This is a genomic window from Cohnella endophytica, assembly GCF_003628305.1.
Lineage (GTDB): Bacteria > Bacillota > Bacilli > Paenibacillales > Paenibacillaceae > Cohnella > Cohnella endophytica.
The window spans coordinates 25,506-42,425 of the sequence record NZ_RBZM01000012.1 but is presented as its reverse complement, the minus strand read 5'-3'; the positions used below and the strand labels follow the sequence as shown (position 1 = coordinate 42,425).

18 protein-coding genes are annotated in these 16,920 nt (G+C 53.0%); 15 read left to right on the top strand and 3 right to left on the bottom strand.

Annotated features, from left to right (window positions below; all coding sequences use genetic code 11):
- Genes D7Z26_RS24275 through D7Z26_RS24265 form a run of 3 tightly spaced genes read left to right on the top strand, consistent with a single transcriptional unit; the run spans position 1 to position 2,312 of the window.
- The gene (locus D7Z26_RS24275; protein ID WP_120979627.1) at positions 1-918 is read left to right on the top strand and encodes an ABC transporter ATP-binding protein; all 918 of its coding nucleotides are present in this window, start codon (positions 1-3) and stop codon (positions 916-918) included.
- Positions 875-1,711, top strand: coding sequence for an ABC transporter permease subunit (locus D7Z26_RS24270; protein WP_120979626.1), 837 nt, complete (start codon positions 875-877; stop codon positions 1,709-1,711). The genes D7Z26_RS24275 and D7Z26_RS24270 overlap by 44 nt, the downstream gene beginning before the upstream one ends.
- A gap of 25 nt (positions 1,712-1,736) precedes the next feature.
- On the top strand, positions 1,737-2,312 hold the full coding sequence (locus tag D7Z26_RS24265) for a TetR/AcrR family transcriptional regulator (RefSeq protein WP_120979625.1): 576 nt from the start codon (positions 1,737-1,739) through the stop codon (positions 2,310-2,312).
- A gap of 73 nt (positions 2,313-2,385) precedes the next feature.
- Here D7Z26_RS24265 and D7Z26_RS24260 read toward each other — a convergent pair whose 3' ends face one another.
- Both D7Z26_RS24260 and D7Z26_RS24255 read right to left on the bottom strand, forming a co-directional pair.
- Positions 2,386-3,219: a 1,4-dihydroxy-6-naphthoate synthase gene (locus D7Z26_RS24260; RefSeq protein ID WP_120979624.1), complete on the bottom strand. Its 834-nt coding sequence runs from the start codon at positions 3,217-3,219 to the stop codon at positions 2,386-2,388.
- On the bottom strand, positions 3,216-3,869 hold the full coding sequence (locus D7Z26_RS24255; protein WP_120979623.1) for a futalosine hydrolase: 654 nt from the start codon (positions 3,867-3,869) through the stop codon (positions 3,216-3,218). The genes D7Z26_RS24260 and D7Z26_RS24255 overlap by 4 nt, the downstream gene beginning before the upstream one ends.
- A 195-nt stretch (positions 3,870-4,064) precedes the next feature.
- Here D7Z26_RS24255 and D7Z26_RS24250 point away from each other — a divergent pair, with 195 nt between their 5' ends.
- On the top strand, positions 4,065-4,634 hold the full coding sequence (locus tag D7Z26_RS24250) for a ribonuclease H-like YkuK family protein (RefSeq protein ID WP_407643549.1): 570 nt from the start codon (positions 4,065-4,067) through the stop codon (positions 4,632-4,634).
- A gap of 42 nt (positions 4,635-4,676) precedes the next feature.
- Here the strand turns inward: D7Z26_RS24250 and D7Z26_RS24245 are convergent, their stop codons facing one another.
- Positions 4,677-5,555 carry an AraC family transcriptional regulator gene (locus D7Z26_RS24245; protein ID WP_120979622.1) on the bottom strand — a complete coding sequence of 293 codons (879 nt, stop codon included), beginning with the start codon at positions 5,553-5,555 and terminating at the stop codon, positions 4,677-4,679.
- Between the two features lie 134 nt (positions 5,556-5,689).
- Between D7Z26_RS24245 and D7Z26_RS24240 the strand changes: the two genes are divergently transcribed.
- The 11 genes from D7Z26_RS24240 (at position 5,690) to D7Z26_RS24190 (ending at position 16,901) form a co-directional block, all read left to right on the top strand.
- Positions 5,690-6,751 carry a Gfo/Idh/MocA family protein gene (locus tag D7Z26_RS24240; RefSeq protein ID WP_120979621.1) on the top strand — a complete coding sequence of 354 codons (1,062 nt, stop codon included), beginning with the start codon at positions 5,690-5,692 and terminating at the stop codon, positions 6,749-6,751.
- Positions 6,748-7,626: a sugar phosphate isomerase/epimerase family protein gene (locus tag D7Z26_RS24235; RefSeq protein WP_120979620.1), complete on the top strand. Its 879-nt coding sequence runs from the start codon at positions 6,748-6,750 to the stop codon at positions 7,624-7,626. Before D7Z26_RS24240 ends, D7Z26_RS24235 begins: the two co-directional genes overlap by 4 nt.
- 2 nt (positions 7,627-7,628) lie before the next feature.
- Complete coding sequence (locus tag D7Z26_RS24230; RefSeq protein WP_120979619.1) at positions 7,629-8,513, top strand: sugar phosphate isomerase/epimerase family protein; 885 nt, start codon at positions 7,629-7,631, stop codon at positions 8,511-8,513.
- Between the two features lie 20 nt (positions 8,514-8,533).
- Entirely contained in the window at positions 8,534-8,752 is a 219-nt protein-coding gene (locus D7Z26_RS24225) for a cysteine-rich CWC family protein (protein ID WP_120979618.1), read from the top strand.
- 101 nt (positions 8,753-8,853) lie between these two features.
- Positions 8,854-9,147, top strand: a complete 294-nt coding sequence (locus D7Z26_RS24220; protein ID WP_120979617.1) for a late competence development ComFB family protein — start codon at positions 8,854-8,856, stop codon at positions 9,145-9,147.
- 133 nt (positions 9,148-9,280) lie between these two features.
- Positions 9,281-10,642, top strand: coding sequence for an MDR family MFS transporter (locus D7Z26_RS24215; RefSeq protein ID WP_233567182.1), 1,362 nt, complete (start codon positions 9,281-9,283; stop codon positions 10,640-10,642).
- A gap of 48 nt (positions 10,643-10,690) precedes the next feature.
- Complete coding sequence (locus D7Z26_RS24210) at positions 10,691-11,026, top strand: cupin domain-containing protein (protein ID WP_158602427.1); 336 nt, start codon at positions 10,691-10,693, stop codon at positions 11,024-11,026.
- Positions 11,023-12,030, top strand: coding sequence for a Gfo/Idh/MocA family protein (locus D7Z26_RS24205; RefSeq protein WP_120979615.1), 1,008 nt, complete (start codon positions 11,023-11,025; stop codon positions 12,028-12,030). The genes D7Z26_RS24210 and D7Z26_RS24205 overlap by 4 nt, the downstream gene beginning before the upstream one ends.
- A gap of 132 nt (positions 12,031-12,162) precedes the next feature.
- Positions 12,163-13,176, top strand: coding sequence for a LacI family DNA-binding transcriptional regulator (locus D7Z26_RS24200; RefSeq protein WP_120979614.1), 1,014 nt, complete (start codon positions 12,163-12,165; stop codon positions 13,174-13,176).
- A gap of 163 nt (positions 13,177-13,339) precedes the next feature.
- Complete coding sequence (locus D7Z26_RS24195; RefSeq protein WP_120979613.1) at positions 13,340-15,475, top strand: amylo-alpha-1,6-glucosidase; 2,136 nt, start codon at positions 13,340-13,342, stop codon at positions 15,473-15,475.
- 70 nt (positions 15,476-15,545) lie between these two features.
- Complete coding sequence (locus tag D7Z26_RS24190; RefSeq protein ID WP_120979612.1) at positions 15,546-16,901, top strand: ABC transporter substrate-binding protein; 1,356 nt, start codon at positions 15,546-15,548, stop codon at positions 16,899-16,901.
- The last annotated feature ends 19 nt before the right edge of the window (positions 16,902-16,920 follow it).

Below are 16,920 nucleotides of genomic sequence, written 5' to 3'. Positions count from 1 at the left end.
ATGTCGGTAATCCAAGCACGACAGCTTACGAAAAGGTATGGAAACGGCAAAGGCGTGCAAAGCTTGGATTTAGAGGTTAGGGAGGGAGAAATCTTCGGATTCATCGGCCCGAACGGGGCAGGGAAATCGACGACAATTCGCATGCTGTTGCAACTGATCGCGCCCACCTCCGGCGAGCTTTTCGTTCTAGGTACGCGAATCGCGGGCGATCATCCGAAGCTTCGCCGGCGCATCGGATATTTACCTTCGGAAATCCGGCTTTATCCGGACATGACGGGCAAGCAAGCGCTCGAATTCGCGGCGGCGGCTCATGGCGTCGACCTGGCGCGTTCTCCCGCGCTGAAATACGCCGAGCGTCTCCAATGGGATATGAAAGCCAAGATCAAATCGTATTCGCTAGGGAACCGCAAGAAGCTCGGCATTCTCCTGAGCATTCTGCACGAGCCCGAGCTGCTCGTCCTCGACGAGCCGACGTCGGGACTCGATCCGCTTATGCAGCAAGAATTTTACGCTTTGTTGCGCGAGTTGAACGAGACGCGCGGCACGACGGTGTTTTTCTCGACGCACGTGCTGACGGAAGTCGAGAAGCTATGCGACCGGGTAGCCATTATTCGGGAGGGAAAGCTCGTGAACGTGGCGACGGTAGAGGAAATCACGGCAAAGGGCGGACACCGAATCGAAGCGAAATTTCAAGCGGAAGGCGACCTTAGAGAGGCCTACGGATTGTTGCGGTTGGATCCGGAGGCGCAATTCTCGCAGGGGCACCATGTGTTCCATATCGGGGAGTCTTTGCAGGAAACTCTTAAGCTGTTAGCGGATAAGCCGCTTGCGGATCTGAATATAAGGCGACCTACGCTGGAGGAACGGTTCATGGATGAGTATCGGAAGACCGAAGATCGCGAAGGAGGGGAACGATAAAATGTTGCACTTCGCGATGTTCGAATCGCGCCAGAATAGGCGCAGTTTCTGGATCGGAGCCGCGGCGGTGGTATTTCTGCAAGCATTATTCGCGGGAATAGGCCATCTCTATCTGAACAATCCTGATATGGAGAAGATGATGAAACAGATGCCCCAAGGCATGCTTGAGGGTTTCGGCATTCATCCGGAAAGCTTCTCTACGTTCGAAGGCTGGATATCGAGCGAACCTTATACGTTCTACGTCTTGTTGCTAGGATTCTTCGCCATGAACTGGTCGATCGGAGGCATAGTAAAAGAACGCGACCGGCAAACGGCTGAATTTCTGTTTACCCTGCCTCGCAGCCGGACGGCAATCTATTGGGCCAAATGGGGCTCGCATGTCGCGCAAGTTATCGCGATTTCGATCGCGGCTTACGCTGCGACGATCATCGCGGGCAAAGTAACGGATTCGCTCACGGATGTAGGTGCCGTTACAAGCGTAGCCGCCGCGGGATTGTTCATCGCCCTAGCTTTCATGGGAATCGGGTATGCTCTTACGCCATGGCTTTCTTCGGAACGCTCGGGGTTGTCTCTGGGTATCGGAATCGTTCTGCTCATGTTTCTGTTTAATCTGATGGCGGGTTTCGGGGATCGTCTGGACTGGATGGCCAAGATCAGCCTCTTCCATTTGTTCGACGCTTTTTCCCTAAGCCAAGGCGGGGGCATGAATGCCGGGGCGATCGTAACTGCGGCGGCTTTATTCGCGCTCGGCAGCGCCGCGGGCTGGGTTGCGCTCTTGAAGCGGGACTTGTAAGATAGTACCGAAGGGGCGAGGAAGCATGAGCCGCAAGCGCGCAGCCATCATTCATACGGGGAAAAAGCTGTTTCTCGGCAAAGGGATTTCAGACGTGTCCATGGAACAAATCGCCGAAGCCGTCCCCGTATCCAAAATGACTTTATACAATACGTTCGGCAACAAAGAAGGTCTGCTGGACGCCGTAATCGACGACGTGATCGCCGAAAGCATGGCGTTGTTCGATCGCGCGGTACGCGAAGCGAGCGATCCGTTGGATGCCTTGAATAAGCTGGCGGATTCGCGCTTCATGAACATCGAGATATCCGAAGCTTTCATAAAGGATTTACAGTCGGGATATCCGCAACTGATGGACAAGATCCTCGAAACCGGAATGGGCCAAGCGATGCCCCGATTCGAGCAACTTATTCTCGAAGGCCAGCAGAAGGGTCAAATTCGCAAAGACTTATCCCCGATCGTGGTCATGTCGTTCCTCAGGTTTCTTAAAGAATACGTGTCCCGAACCGATGCGTTATTTCAGATGGGCAACATCCAGACGGTTAAAGAACAATTGACGACGATTTTCTATCACGGTATCTTAGTCGATCCCCCAAATAAATGAACGAGCAAATGAAAAACCTCCGGAATCCGCTAGCACAGTTTAGCGCGGGTTCCGGAGGTTTTTTTGATTGCGATCAACGAAGCGATGCGAGATCCATCCGCGGCACGAGTCCCTCGTCCATAGCCCGTTGCAGCAAGGTGGAGACCGCGGCGAAGCCGTCGTCCCCAAGATCCGCGGTGAATTCGTTCACGTACAGATCGATATGCGATTGCGCGACGCCGGCATCCATCTCCTGGGCATGGGCCATGACGTATTCCCGCGACGCATCCGGATGCTCCCATGCATAATGAACGGATGCTTGAATCCAACCGCGGATTTGCTCGAGGTCCAAGGAGCGGCGGGCGATAATCGCGCCAAGCGGAATAGGCAAGCCGGTATCGGATTCCCACCAGCTACCGAGATCGACGACTTGAGCAAGTCCGTAATTGCCGTACGTGAACCGCGCTTCGTGGATAACGAGTCCGGCATCGATCAAGCCGTCGCGAACGGCCGGCATGATCTCGTGGAATGGCATGACGACGATCTCGCCGACGCCGCCGGGAACGTTCTGCGCAGCCCATAAGCGGAACAGCAAATAAGCCGTCGAGCGTTCGCTCGGCACTGCGACGCGCTTGCCGGACAGGTCGGCGGCACTGTTCGGAGAGGAGCCTGCCGTTAGCACGAGCGGGCCGCAGCCTCGGCCGAGCGCACCGCCGCAAGGGACAAGCTTGTATTCAGGTAAAATCCATGGCAATGCGGCATAAGAGATTTTGAGAATGTCGAGCTCGTTGTTCGTTGCCGCAAGATTGTTCGTAATATCGATATCGGCGTAGGTAACGTCGAAGGAAGGAGAGTCCGGCACTAATCCATGCACGAGGGCATGGAAGACGAATGTATCGTTCGGGCAAGGAGAGTAGGCGATTTTCATAAGATGACCTCCGTTAGATGAGTACCTGCGGCTTCGAGCGCGGCGAAGGCATCGCCTAGCTTCCAGGCGGACCTGTCGCGCGGCCCTACCGCGTTCGAGATTGCGCGTATTTCCAAGAATGGAATTCCGACACGATGAGCGGCTTCGGCGACGCCGTAGCCCTCCATCGCTTCCGCGGCGGCGCCGGGCGCGCGCTTGGCCAGCTCGGCGGCTGTCTCCGCCGTTCCCGTAACCGTGGATAAAGTCAGGACGGGCGCATAACAAGTGACCCATCCGGCCGCGGTAAGCCTATCCGTTAATCCGAGCGCGAGCTCCCGGTTTACGGGCAGTCGGTTCGTACCGAAGCCGAGCTTGTCCACCGCGGCGAAGCCGTCCGGAGTTTCCGCGCCAAGATCGGCGGCGATCGACTCGCTGGCAACGACGAGCGAGCCGACCGGAGCCGCACCGACGAATCCGCCCGCGATTCCCGCGCTAATGACAAGCGAATACGGCGAAGAGGCGGAGCTTAACGCCATCGCCGTACTAACGGCGGCGGCAACCGGCCCCACTCCCGCCGCCACGACATCGAACCGACTATCCCCTCGCAATCCGCGCTGAATGGCCTCTTTTTCCGCATCGACTGCTGTCATGACCAGTACTTTTTTATCCATATGATCCCCTTCGGTTGGGCAGAAAGTTGAAATCTACTTTACTAATTATAGTGATCTTCGACGAACGAGTAAAATCATTCGACAAACAAGCCCCCCGGATTCGGTTAAGAAACAGCCTTCGCGGCGGTTCGAGCCGGCGCTGCATCGCCATACAATAACTTATGTAAGACAGCATGCGGGACAGAGGTGAAAGCGATGACGATGATGAGCACGATCTCGACGTGGGATGAACTATGCTTTCAGAATTTGTCCGAGATCGATATGAGTCTTGACCATGTGCTAGAGCGGATTGTGCGTTTCATTTCCAAGGACCCGAAGGGCGCATACCAGTTCGTGATCGGAACGGATAGCCAAGTCCATCGCGGACAAACGAAATTCGTCACGGGAATCGTCATTCATCGGATCGGGAGAGGGGCATGGGCTTGTTACCGTCAGTTGGCGATTCCGAGACAGTTGAATTCGATTCGGGAAAAATTAACGCTGGAGACGTCGTTCTCGCAGCGGGTGGCGGGATATTTCGACTCGAAGGCGGTAAGCCGGATGGAGGAGCCGCTATTGCCGTACCTCTATCAAGGCGCGATGCTAGAGACGTTCATCGATATCGACGCGGGAACGGAGCCGGTCGTCAACAAGACGGCGATGTACGTGCAGGAGATGGTGGATCGGGTCGAAGCGATGGGGATGTACGCGCCTCGCGTGAAGCCGGATGCTTGCGTGGCCTCGTCTTACGCGAACCGTTTTACGAAAAACCGGATGGTGCGTTAAGAGATGGACGCATGAAACGGGATGGAGGGTGAAAGCCGAAGCTCAAGCCTCGATATTGCGCCACTCCGAGGGGGACACTTTCTTGAGCTTCTTGAACGTGCGGCTGAAATAATAAATATCGTTGAACCCCGTAGCCAGCGCGATCTCGGAAATGGTCAACCGCTTGCTGCGGAGCAGGCTCTCTGATTTGTTGATGCGCACCAGGTTCAAGTATTCGACGAGCGATTTGTCCGTTATTCGCTTGAACAGCCGACTGAAATGGAAACGGCTAAGTCCAGCCTGGTCAGCTAACCGCTGCACGGTCAGCTTGTCTTTATAATGCTCGTCGATGTAGGAAAACACGGGCGCAAGTCTCTCTAATTCCTTCAGGCGCGTACGGTATTCGTCCTGCTCCCGCAGCGTCGAGACATACTTGCGGACCAGCAGAGCGAGGAGTCCGTAGAGGTGCGACTTGATCGCGAGCTCGTATCCGAGTTCCTTCCGTTCCAGTTCCCCGATGATTGCATGTAGGTTACGCGTAATTTCCGCGTCATCGGAGATCCGGTTCTGGAAGAGAATCCGGTTATGGGTAATCGGGGCGATGAACTTCGTCTCGATGGCGTCCTCGGAATGGCTATGGAGCAGAGAGATGTCGACGATCATGGCATGATAAGACAAATCTTCCGAACCGCTGATTCCGTAGTGCAGCTCGTTGCTATTTACGACGCATAGATCGCCGGTTTGAAAGGAAAAAGGGACGGAACCGCACTCTATCGTCGCTTTTCCCGAGACGAAATACAGGAATTCCATATGTTCGTGCCAGTGATGGGGGAATAATGTCGCGCCCTCAGCCAAGCCCTGGTTCCCGGCGGGATGGATCTTGATCGGGAATGACGGATCGGGCATCGGCATGTGCTCGCGCAAAGCAGCCAGCTTCTCCAATTCAACGCCTCCTAGAGCCGCACGATCGTGCAAATATAGAGCATGGTTATTCATGGCGAACGCGGTTAATCCCATTATAATACGAATTAAGAAGGATAACGATAGGGCCAAGCCATAGGAGAGTGTTGAACCGTATGAAACCGTTTCGCATCGGCGTCATTGGAACCGGATCGATCTCGGAGTATCATCTGAATGCCTACGCTAGCAATCCCCGCTCGATCATCGTCGCGATATGCGACGTAAACGAAACGAGGGCTAAGCAAGTCGCCGCCAAATACGGAGCGGACAAGTCTTATTCGGATTACCGCGAGCTCTTGGCGGATCCCGATATTGACGCGGTCAGCATCTGCACATGGAACAACACGCACGCTTCGATCGGCATCGCCGCGCTTGAAGCGGGCAAACACGTGCTTGTGGAAAAACCGATGGCGCGCACGGTGGAAGAAGCGCTCGCCATGGAGCAAGCCGTACGGAAATCCGGCAAGCTGCTTCAAGTCGGATTCGTACGCAGATATGATCCGAACGTGCAAATGCTTCGCAGGTTCGCCGACGAAGGAGAATTTGGGGAGCTTTATTACGCCAAAGCTTCCACGATTCGCCGTCTTGGCAACCCGGGAGGCTGGTTCGCGGACGTCGATCGTTCCGGAGGCGGGCCGCTCATCGATATCGGAGTGCACGTGATCGATCTGTGCTGGTATTTGATGGGGCGTCCGAAGGCGAAGACGGTCAGCGCGAATACCTACAGTAAGTTGGGCAATCGGGCGAACATCGAGCATTTGTCTTTTTACAAAGCGGCCGATTACGATGCTTCCAAAAATACGGTTGAAGATTTGGCGAACGCGCTTATCCGTTTCGAGAACGGCGCTTCGCTATTGGTCGACGTGAGTTATACGCTACATGCGAAGCAAGACGAAGGCTACGTTAAGCTATATGGAGATAAAGGCGGATTCGAGATCGACCCGACGGTCTCGATCGTCACGGAGAAGCATAATACGATCTTGAACGTACAACCGCAAACGGACAGCGCGGCTGGCTTCAGCGGAGCTCCCGCATTCCAAGGCGAAATTGACCATTTTATCGATTGCATCGCCGGCGGAGCTTCGCAGATCAGTCCGGTCGAGGACGGCATCGAGATTACGAAAATATTGAGCGCGATCTACGAATCCGCCGCGAAAGGCGAGGAGATTCGGATATGAAATTCGGAATAAGCACGTATTGCTTCTGGCAAGCGATGCAAGCGGGCGAGCTTGACGTCGTTCAAGCGATCGGACTAATCGCCGAGATGGGCGGGGAACACGTCGAGATCGTGCCGCTAGGCTATGATCTGACGGCGAATCCGGAGCTGATCGGCTTGATTAAGAACAAAGCGGCGGAGGCGGGAATCGAAGTTTCCAACTATGCGATCGGCGCCAATTTCGCCGGTCTTGACGATCAAGCCTTCGAGCAAGAGATCGAACGCGTGAAGCGGGAAGTCGACATCGCGGCCGCGCTAGGGGCAAAGCTAATGCGCCACGATGTCGCGAATTCCGAGGATCGCTCGATCAAGCAGTTTAATCGGGATTTGCCCAAGCTGGCCGAAGCCTGCCGCCGAATCGCGGATTACGCCGCGCAATACGGAATAACGACGAGCGTGGAAAACCACGGTTATTACGTACAGGCGAGCGATCGGGTGCAGGCGCTTATTCACGCGGTCGACAGACCTAATTTCCGAACGACGCTCGATATCGGCAACTTCGTATGCGTCGACGAAGATCCGGTCGTCGCGGTGCGAAGCAATATTCCGTACGCGTCTATCGTTCATGCGAAAGACTTCTACAGGAGACCGTCTGTCGCGGATCCGGGCGAAGGCTGGTTCCGGTCTTCCGGCGGCGCTTATTTGCGAGGGGCTATCGTCGGACATGGCGATCTCGACATCCGGGCGGCATTGACGATCGTTAGAGACTCCGGCTACGATGGGTACTTGTCGATCGAATTCGAAGGCATGGAGCCTTGCGTGAGCGCAACGAAGCTGGCGCTGAACAACGCAAAGCGGATATGGAAACAAATCGAATCCACCGAAGGAGCGAGATGACAATGGCCGAGATCATAGTACCCTGGAAAGTCGGGGTTATCGTGGACAGCTTCAGAGTCGGAGTGCGCGAAGGGTTGAAAAAGGCGCAGGCGCTAGGTGCGGACGGCGTGCAGATCTATGCGGTCGAAGGCGAGATGGATCCGGCTAACCTGTCCGCCTCCGAACGGAGAGGATGGAAGTCGTACATCGAATCGTTGGGTTTGCAGGTTTCCGCTTTGGTCGGGGATCTAGGCGGCCATGGCTTCCAGGACAAATCCGCTAACGCCGCGAAAATAGAGAAGTCTAAAAGAATTCTGGATCTGGCCGTAGAGCTCGGCACGAACATAGTCACGACTCATATCGGAATCGTACCAGAAGACAGGAATAGCGAAGTATACGAATCGATGCATGTCGCATGTTCGGAGTTAAGCCGTTACGCGAAGGGCATGAATGCCTATTTCGCCATCGAGACCGGCCCCGAGACATCGGCGCACTTGAAGGGCTTCTTGGACGGTCTAGGATCGAAAGGCGTATCCGTCAACTTCGACCCCGCGAATATGGTGATGGTAACGGGCGACGATCCGGTGCAAGGCGTATATACGCTGCGAGACTATATCGTTCACACGCATGCGAAGGACGGGATCCGGCTTCGCGAGGTCGATCCTCGCCTGATCTACGGAGCGCTTGGGTTCGATCCGCTCGACCACGCGAAGATCGCGCGGGATGCCGAATCGGGAGATGCCTTCCGCGAAGTTCCGCTCGGTACGGGCGGCGTTGATTGGGACGGTTACTTAAAGGCGCTTCGGGATATCGGCTACGAGGGCTACTTGACGATCGAACGCGAGGTCGGCGCGAATCCGGAAGCGGATATCGCCGCCGCCGTTCAATTCCTTAAGGCTAGAAATTAATCGACACGGGAACGGAGTGCATGAACTTGTCCGAGGAAACGACCAATGCCAATAATTGTCCCCTTTGCGGCCGCGATAACGACTGCGGCAATCTAGCGGGTTTGCCCCAGGGAGCCTGTTGGTGCTCCAAAGCGGAATTCCCCGAGGATATCTTTAAGCGAATTCCGGCCGACCGACTGAACAAATCATGCATATGCCAGGCATGTCTTGCGAAAGCAAAGACGCATGAAGATGCATGAAGCTGCATGTAGATCTCCAATAGCGTCTCCGAAGCCGATGGGGATTTGTGGTATAATAGGAAAGTCGCAGATTTCCTTACATAACGGAGAGTGTACATACTATGATTTTTTCCCGAGATACGTCCATACTGAACGTAATGGAGCCGATCGTAGGCCACCTATTCGAAGATCACTATGTCAAAACAGGGCTGTTAAAATGTCATTGCGAGAAGTGTAGGATCGATATTTTATCGTTAACGTTGAATCACGTGCCTCCTCATTATACTTCGAGCCAGGCGGGAGAAGCTTACGTTAAGGCGCTCTACCAAGAACCTCAGCTCCAATCGGACATTCTAAGGGAACTTACGAAAGCCGTCCAAGTGATCCAGGAGCATCCCAATCACGAATTGGAATAAGGAAAAGGCGGGGGACTCTGTCCTCGGCCTTTTTCAATATATTCGCGGATAATTATGCGATTATGCCGCGCGATTATGACCCGGAACGGGGCAATAATAATTTTCAAGGGAAAGTTGGATGGTAATGTCGGAAATGAAAACGAATCGCACATTCGTTACGATCGGTCTGCTCGCCGCCCTGTTTATCGGGGCATTGGACGCGACGGTCGTAACAACGGCGACGAACAGCATCGCCAAAGACTTGAACGGGTTAAGCCTGATCAGTTGGATATTCTCGATCTATACGCTCACCACTTGCGTGACTACGCCTATCTTCGGCAAGCTGGCGGACCTATTCGGACGTAGATGGATATTCGCGATCGGTCTCGTGTTATTCCTGGCGGGATCGATTCTATGCGGCGCGGCCCAGACGATGACGGAATTGATCTGGTTCCGGGCGATTCAAGGTATCGGAGCGGGAGCGCTGACGCCGGTCACGTTCACGATTATCGGAGATTTGTATACCGGAGAGCAACGCGGCAAAGTTCAAGGCGTTTTATCTTCGATGTGGTCCATTGCGGGGTTGGTCGGTCCGTTCGTCGGAGGTTACTTCGTCGATTCGATTTCCTGGCGTTGGATTTTCTTTATGAACGTGCCCGTGAGCGCGCTTTCGTTCATTCTCGTGTTCGGCTTCCTTCGCGAGCGATTCTCCAAAGTGAAGAAGAGCATCGATTACTTGGGCGCTTTTGCTTTTACCGTCAGTGTCTCCTGCTTGCTGTTGGCCGTGATGACCGGCGGAAGAACTTATGCCTGGGATTCCGCGACGATACTCGGTTTGTTCGCGGTGGCAGCGGTATTTCTCGCGGCCTTCCTTTGGATCGAGTCGAGAGCGAAGGAACCGATGCTTCCGCTCGTGTTGTTCCGCGAGAGACGGCTTGCCGTTCCATATGCGCTAGCTTTTGTCGGATTCTGCATCGTAGCCGGCGTAACGATCTACATCCCCCTGTGGGTTCAGACCGTAATGGGTCTCAGCGCCACGAAATCGGGTTTGATGCTGATGCCGATGTCGCTCGCATGGCCGATTACGTCGAATTTGTCGGGCAGATACATGTTCCGCTTCGGGGCGAAAATATTCATGTTGTTAGGTACGATCATCGTGGCCGGAGGAGCTATTTGGCTATATATGTTGGACATTTCATCGCCTTATTGGCATGTTATCGGGATCGTCGCGATTATCGGATTCGGGATGGGGTGCATTACGACTCCGGCTATCGTTACGATTCAGAATTCTGCTGCAGGGAACATGCGCGGCGTTGCGACGTCGACCAACTCGTTCATGGGAACGCTCGGACAGACGATCGCGGTTGCCGTGTTCGGAATGCTGCTTAATCGGGTGGCAACGGACGATACGGCCATTCAGATGGCCGAAGGCATGCATTTCATTTTCGTCACGATTCTCGCGCTCGCGATCGTGAAGTTGTTCGTCGTTAACCTGTTGCCTTCGAATAGGGGCTAACGATAGGATAAGCGTATTCGCATTTTTACTAGAAAGAGGTGGATTATTTTGCCGGTTATTCGCGTGGACGATCAGGAGCGGGCGCTATTTCCCGCATGGAGCGAGATTAATCACTATGGAATTAATCATCTGGCGGTGGGCCAGGAAGTTCCGCTGCATTACCATGAATGCAATGAGTATTGGATTATCGTTAAAGGAAAAGGGATTTGTACGACGGAAGGCGATACCTACGAGATTGGACCCGGGGATTTAGTGCTGACCGAGCAAGGCCAAGAACATTCTTTGATCGTCACGGAAGAAATGACGGCCGTATATATTTACGGCATACTGCCTCCCGGCGGTAAAATCGGCTATTTGTATCGCTCGCAGGAGGGGAAGAAATGAGTATGAAAATGATTCAAGTCGGATTGGGGGCTCATGGACGGGGAGTAGGCAGTAACTTCGTCATTCCATCGCCTTATTTTGAATATGCCGGATTGGTGGATTTGGATTTAGCGGTGTTGGAGGCTTATGCGGAACAGTTCCGGCTATCCAAGCAATTGTTATTTACGGATTATAAGCAAGCCTTTCAATTAACGAACGCGGATGCGGTATTTATCTCGGCAATCTCGCCGGTTCATTATGAGATCGCCAAAGAGGCGTTGGAGCAAAATCTCCATGTGCTTATCGAGAAGCCGTTCGTCTTGACGATGGGAGAAGCCGAAGAGCTTGTGCAGTTAGCGGCCGAGAAAAAACGGAGCCTCATGATTAGTCAAAATTATCGTTTTGCCTCGATCGTGGTTACTTTAAAACAAGCCTTGCAGCATTCGGCGCTCGGGGAAATACAGTTTATTAGCGCGGAATTCTATTGCGACCATGACGGTAAACGATATCAACGCGAGATGGATAACTATATTCTGCTCGAGATGTCCGTACATCATATCGACATGATTCGTTTCTTGTTGGACAGCAATATCTTAAACGTTTCGGGAAGAACCTGGAACTATCCGGATAGCGGTTATAAGAGCGATCCGAACGTAAACGCGGTGTATTATACCGGTATCGGAGTTCCCGTATTTTACACGGCCAGTTTGCTTGCTAAAGGAGCTTCGACGCCATGGGAAGGCAAATGGAGAATCCAGTGCCGCGAGGGCTCTATCCATTTGGACGATCTTGGAGAAGGGTACGGGGTGTACGTCGTTCCGCACAATCAGTCGATAATCAAGAAACCTTTATATGTTCCGCAGGAAGATAATATTCACGGCGTGCTTGCCGAATTCGCCCGTTCGATTAGGGAAGGGAGCGAGGCAGCCACCTCTGGCCGAGACAATCTGAATACGCTCGAGGCGCTTCTAGCCACAAGCGAGTCCTCGAGAGAAGGAAAAGAGATTCGACTTTCGAACATTTAATGGGCGATGTCTACCAATAGGCCTTCAAGCCGATTTTGCGTACAACCTTTTTAAAATTACTATTGAAAGTGCTTACATTATGATTTACAATGACCTCAGAAGGTTCGAAACGTTTTGGAAAGGTGTGTAACGGTGACGACGATTAAAGATTTGGCTAAAGCAGCAGGCGTTTCCGTGACAACGGTTTCAAGAGCGTTAAACGGATATAGCGACGTGAACGAGGATACGAGAAAGAAAATCAAGCGATACGCCGAAGAGTTGAATTATCGTCCCAATGCCGTAGCGCGCAGTCTGGTTACCCGGAAGACGCGGACGATTGGGGTCGTTCTGTCGGAGATTAACAGGGAAGGCGCCAAAGACTCGCTCGCTTTCGAAATCTTATGCGGCATCAACGATCGGGCGGTCGAGTTGGATTACGATATCCTGCTTTTCAGTACCAATTCGAAGAAACAACTGTCCAAGTCATACGCCGATTTATGCAAGGAGCGTAATGTCGACGGAGCCATATTGTCCGGACTTCGCTTGGACGATGCCTATTTGCAGGAAGTTTTGAATGATACCAGCTTCCCATGCGTGCTTATCGACATTCCGGCCACACACCAGAACGTAGGGCACGTAACGACGGATAACGTTTCGGGAGCTCAAACAGCCGTTTCGCATCTGATTCGGCTCGGTCACCGTCACATCGCGATGATTAACGGACATGACGAAGCTTCGGTAAGCAAGGAGAGGCTGGAAGGATACAAGCGGGCGTTGGAGCTTAATGGAATCGCTTTCAATCCCAAAAGAGTGTACAACGGGTATTTCAAGGAAGAAGGCGGCTCCGCGGCCATGTATCAAATCTTGCATGATCATCCGGAAGTGACGGCGGTATTCTCGGCGAGCGACTTGATGGTGCTGGGGGCATTGCGCACGATGGAAAGGATCGGCCGTAAAGTTCCGGACACGATGTCTTTCGTCGGTTATGACGACATAGCGATCGCTTCCTATTGCTCTCCGCCGATTACGACAATCCGTCAAGATAGGTACGAAATGGGCTACCAAGCAGCGCAACTGCTAATCGATATGCTGCAGAAGAGGGAAGTCAGCCACAAAATCATCTTAAATACGGAATTGGTAACAAGACAGAGTACTGCATCCATATAGAGCTTAAAATTATTATTTTGCGTAAATCCGAAACGTTTTCGTAAAGGCCGATTGATTGGGAATTGTCGAAACTTAATGGATTCGATTGTTTTGTCGCTAAATCCGAAACGTTTTGGGGAATAACGGAAATAACATCATGCGATGATAGGAGCTAGTGAAAGTCATGGATTATAGAGTCATTAAAGAAAATGACCTGTTTTTATTGACGGATAGAACGGGAGACATACCGGAGGGGCAAAAGGAAGGCTTGGGCCTATATACGAAAGATACTCGGTTCCTTAGCCGGATGGAGCTCAAGATCAATGGCGTAAAGCCGATCGTGCTGGCATCCGAGGCGGACCAGAATTATATATCTACGATTATTCTAACCAACCCGCACATGGAAGAAGCGGAGAAGCTCGTGTTATGGCGCGAATCGATCGAGTTAAGAAGAACCCGTTTCATTTATGAAAGCGTTCTATACGAGACGCTGAAAGCGACGAACTTCAGTCCGTATGCTTGCTCCTTCGAGCTTTCGATTAAACTGGATGCCGATTTTACGGATATGTTCGTCGTTCGGGGGTTTATGGGCGGCAAGCTTGGAAGCAGGACGGAAACGGTTGTCGAAGACAATGCCATGACCTTCGGATACGCGGGTTCGGACAATATCGGGCGCGAGCTCAAGTTCGGCTGGAGCGGTCTTGAAGGACAAATCGGCGAGGACGGAAGCGTGACCTTCGGCGTAAGCCTCGAGGCGGCGCAATCGACCGAAATCGAACTGTATATGATGCCGATCTTCAATGGAGACGAGCCGAAGCTTTACCCCAAGGAGCAGGCGATTCGAACGCTGAAATCGGAATACGAGCGATGGAATGAGGGCTCGGTGTCCATATCGAGCGATCTGCCGTTATACGACGCCTTGTACGATCGCGGAATTCAAGATCTTCGCGTGCTAATCTCGGATATCGGGTACGGACCGTTCCCCGTTGCCGGATTGCCGTGGTATGCGGTTCCGTTCGGCCGCGACAGCCTGATCGCGGCGCTCCAGATGCTGCCGATTAAGCCCGAGATCGCGCTTGGAACGCTTCGAACGATGGCCCATTTCCAAGGGGAGAAGCTAGACGGCTGGCGGGATGAGCAACCCGGAAAAATCATGCATGAGCTTCGTAAAGGCGAGCTGGCCAATACGAACCAAGTGCCATTCGGTCCTTACTTTGGTTCGATCGATTCGACGCCGTTATTCTTGGTTTTGTTGGCCGAATACGTAACTTGGACGGAAGACGTAGCTTTATTGAAGGAATTGATGCCGAACGTATTAAGCGCTCTTGATTGGATTGAGCAATACGGGGAACGAGAGGGCAGCCTGTTTACTTCCTATTTCAAAGAGTCGGAGAAGGGCATTGCGAATCAAGGGTGGAAGGATTCGGCGGATTCCGTCGTGCACCGTGACGGGCGATATGCGAAGGCGCCGATTGCTCTAGTGGAAGTGCAGGGTTACGTATATCAGGCGAAAAACTTGCTGGCTACGTTATTTAAGACTCTGCCGCAGGCTAAAGAAGGCGAATTGGATGTACATCTGCTGGCGGAACGGCTATCTGACGAGGCGGAACAACTGCGCGTCCGATTCGAAGCCGAGTTCTGGATACCCGAGGAGCAGTATTATGCCATTGCCCTCGACCATGAGAATAAGCAAGTCGTATCCATTACCTCGAACCCGGGTCATGCGCTGATGTCCGGACTATTCGCTCCCGAGAGGGCTGCCGCGGTTGCCAAACGACTCGTATCCCCCGCGCTGTTCTCCGGTTATGGCATACGCACGATGGCGGAAGGCGAAACGGGCTATAACCCGATGAGCTATCATGACGGCAGCGTCTGGCCGCACGACAATTCGATGTGCCTGATAGGGCTTAGCGCCCTTGGGTTCTCCGATGAGGCGAATGTCGTGATCGAAGGTCTTCTGAACGCGGCGCAGGATTTCGAGAATTATCGTCTGCCCGAGCTGTTCTGCGGATACTCAAGCGCGGAAGGCAAGCCTGTACGATATCCGGTGTCCTGCTCTCCGCAAGCATGGGCCGCGGGAACGCCGCTCGTGTTCGTGACCTCCGCGCTTGGCATTCGGCTAGACTATGCAAGCCGGACGATTCGGATGAGGCCTTCTCTCCCGAATGGGATGAACAGGTTGACCGTCCGTGGGCTGCGGCTTGGCGCAGGTCGGATCGATGTCGAGATTACTCGCTCCTCCGAGGGCTATAAGCTCGATATTGCGAATACGAGCGGTTGGAAGGTCGAACAGGCCCAAACCGTCATGCAACTTCAATAGGATTTTTACGGAACCCCGATAGGGGTACCTTAAAAATATAGATTAATAATTAAAAGGGAGTGTTCTAACAATGGGTAACAGAGGAAAAGCGTTATTCGCACTAAGTACGTCTTTAATGTTGGCTCTGACCGCGTGCGGAGGAAATTCGAATTCATCGACTTCCCCATCGGCCAGCCCTGCTAGCAGCCCCAAAGCTAGCGAGTCCGCAAGCGCAAGCCCGAGCGAAGCGCCGCCGGTCGAACTTCGTATCGGTACGTGGGATGGCGGAGACGGATTAAAGCAACAACAGCAAATCGCCGACAATTATAAGAAGCTTCACCCTAACGTGAAGATCAGCATCGAATCGGTTCCCGACCAATACGGAACCAAGCTGCTGACTCAGATTGCCGCGAATCAAGCTCCGGACATTTTCCAAATCGGAGACGGCGACGTCAAAATGTTTATGGACAAAGGCGCGTTGGAGGATTTGACTCCATATATCCAAGGAAACGACGGCATCGATCTGAACGATTATTATTCGACCGTACTGGATGTCGGTAAGCTGGGTGACAAGTATTACACGATGCCTAAAGACTATTCCGATATCGGAATTTATTACAACAAGAAACTGTTCGACGAAGCGAATGTTCCTTATCCGCAAGCGGGCTGGACTTGGGACGAATTCTACGATACGGCCAAAAAATTGACCAAACAATCCGGCGGCAAATATACGCAATGGGGCGTTAACCTTCCAGGAGGATGGCTGCGCGCGATTCTTCCGCTCATCAACTCCTATGGCGGCAGCGTAATTAGCCCTGACGGCAATTCGTTCGAAGGCTATTTGAACAGCGACGGTACGGTTAAAGCTCTCGAGCTTTACCAAGACATGTACCTGAAAGATCACATCGCTCCTTCCGGCACGGATACCGCGGCTCTTCAAGGCGTTGATCTGTTCTCCGCCGGAAAAGTTGCTATGAGCATGACGGGAAGATGGCCGGTTATGGACTACGAGAAAAATCCGGATCTTTCGTTCGGCGTCGCTCAATTACCGGTAGGTCCTAGCGGTGCGGCCAACACAATTTGCTACGCTGGTTACGGCCTGTATTCCAAGTCGGCCAACAAAGAAGCAGCATGGAATTACCTCAAATATTTGACAGGTCCGGAAGGACAAGAAGTTATGGCCGAGTTTGCGTTCACGGCAGTGAAATCGACATCCGAAAAGCTTGGTCAAGCAAGCAACGAGCACCTGAAGCCGTTCTTGGACGATCTTGCCAACCTCAAAGAATTCCCGGAAAAAACGAGCACTTATTTCGGAGCATCCGGCGGAAAAGCAATGGGCGCAGTGTTGGAGAAAATGATGCTCGGCAAGCCGATCGACGTCAAAAAAGAACTCGACGCAGCGGCCAAGCAAGCAACGAAAGATTTGGAAACGGCTAAAAACGAATAACGAACGAATATAGTCAAAG

Excerpts from the sequence above, each read along its gene's own strand:
- D7Z26_RS24275 (WP_120979627.1), top strand. The coding sequence starts at position 1 with ATGTCGGTAATCCAAGCACGACAGCTTACGAAAAGGTATGGAAACGGC.
- D7Z26_RS24270 (WP_120979626.1), top strand. The coding sequence starts at position 875 with ATGAGTATCGGAAGACCGAAGATCGCGAAGGAGGGGAACGATAAAATG.
- D7Z26_RS24265 (WP_120979625.1), top strand. The coding sequence starts at position 1,737 with ATGAGCCGCAAGCGCGCAGCCATCATTCATACGGGGAAAAAGCTGTTT.
- D7Z26_RS24260 (WP_120979624.1), bottom strand. The coding sequence starts at position 3,219 with ATGAAAATCGCCTACTCTCCTTGCCCGAACGATACATTCGTCTTCCAT.
- D7Z26_RS24255 (WP_120979623.1), bottom strand. The coding sequence starts at position 3,869 with ATGGATAAAAAAGTACTGGTCATGACAGCAGTCGATGCGGAAAAAGAG.
- D7Z26_RS24250 (WP_407643549.1), top strand. The coding sequence starts at position 4,065 with ATGACGATGATGAGCACGATCTCGACGTGGGATGAACTATGCTTTCAG.
- D7Z26_RS24240 (WP_120979621.1), top strand. The coding sequence starts at position 5,690 with ATGAAACCGTTTCGCATCGGCGTCATTGGAACCGGATCGATCTCGGAG.
- D7Z26_RS24235 (WP_120979620.1), top strand. The coding sequence starts at position 6,748 with ATGAAATTCGGAATAAGCACGTATTGCTTCTGGCAAGCGATGCAAGCG.
- D7Z26_RS24230 (WP_120979619.1), top strand. The coding sequence starts at position 7,629 with ATGGCCGAGATCATAGTACCCTGGAAAGTCGGGGTTATCGTGGACAGC.
- D7Z26_RS24225 (WP_120979618.1), top strand. The coding sequence starts at position 8,534 with ATGAACTTGTCCGAGGAAACGACCAATGCCAATAATTGTCCCCTTTGC.
- D7Z26_RS24220 (WP_120979617.1), top strand. The coding sequence starts at position 8,854 with ATGATTTTTTCCCGAGATACGTCCATACTGAACGTAATGGAGCCGATC.
- D7Z26_RS24215 (WP_233567182.1), top strand. The coding sequence starts at position 9,281 with ATGAAAACGAATCGCACATTCGTTACGATCGGTCTGCTCGCCGCCCTG.
- D7Z26_RS24205 (WP_120979615.1), top strand. The coding sequence starts at position 11,023 with ATGAGTATGAAAATGATTCAAGTCGGATTGGGGGCTCATGGACGGGGA.
- D7Z26_RS24195 (WP_120979613.1), top strand. The coding sequence starts at position 13,340 with ATGGATTATAGAGTCATTAAAGAAAATGACCTGTTTTTATTGACGGAT.
- D7Z26_RS24190 (WP_120979612.1), top strand. The coding sequence starts at position 15,546 with ATGGGTAACAGAGGAAAAGCGTTATTCGCACTAAGTACGTCTTTAATG.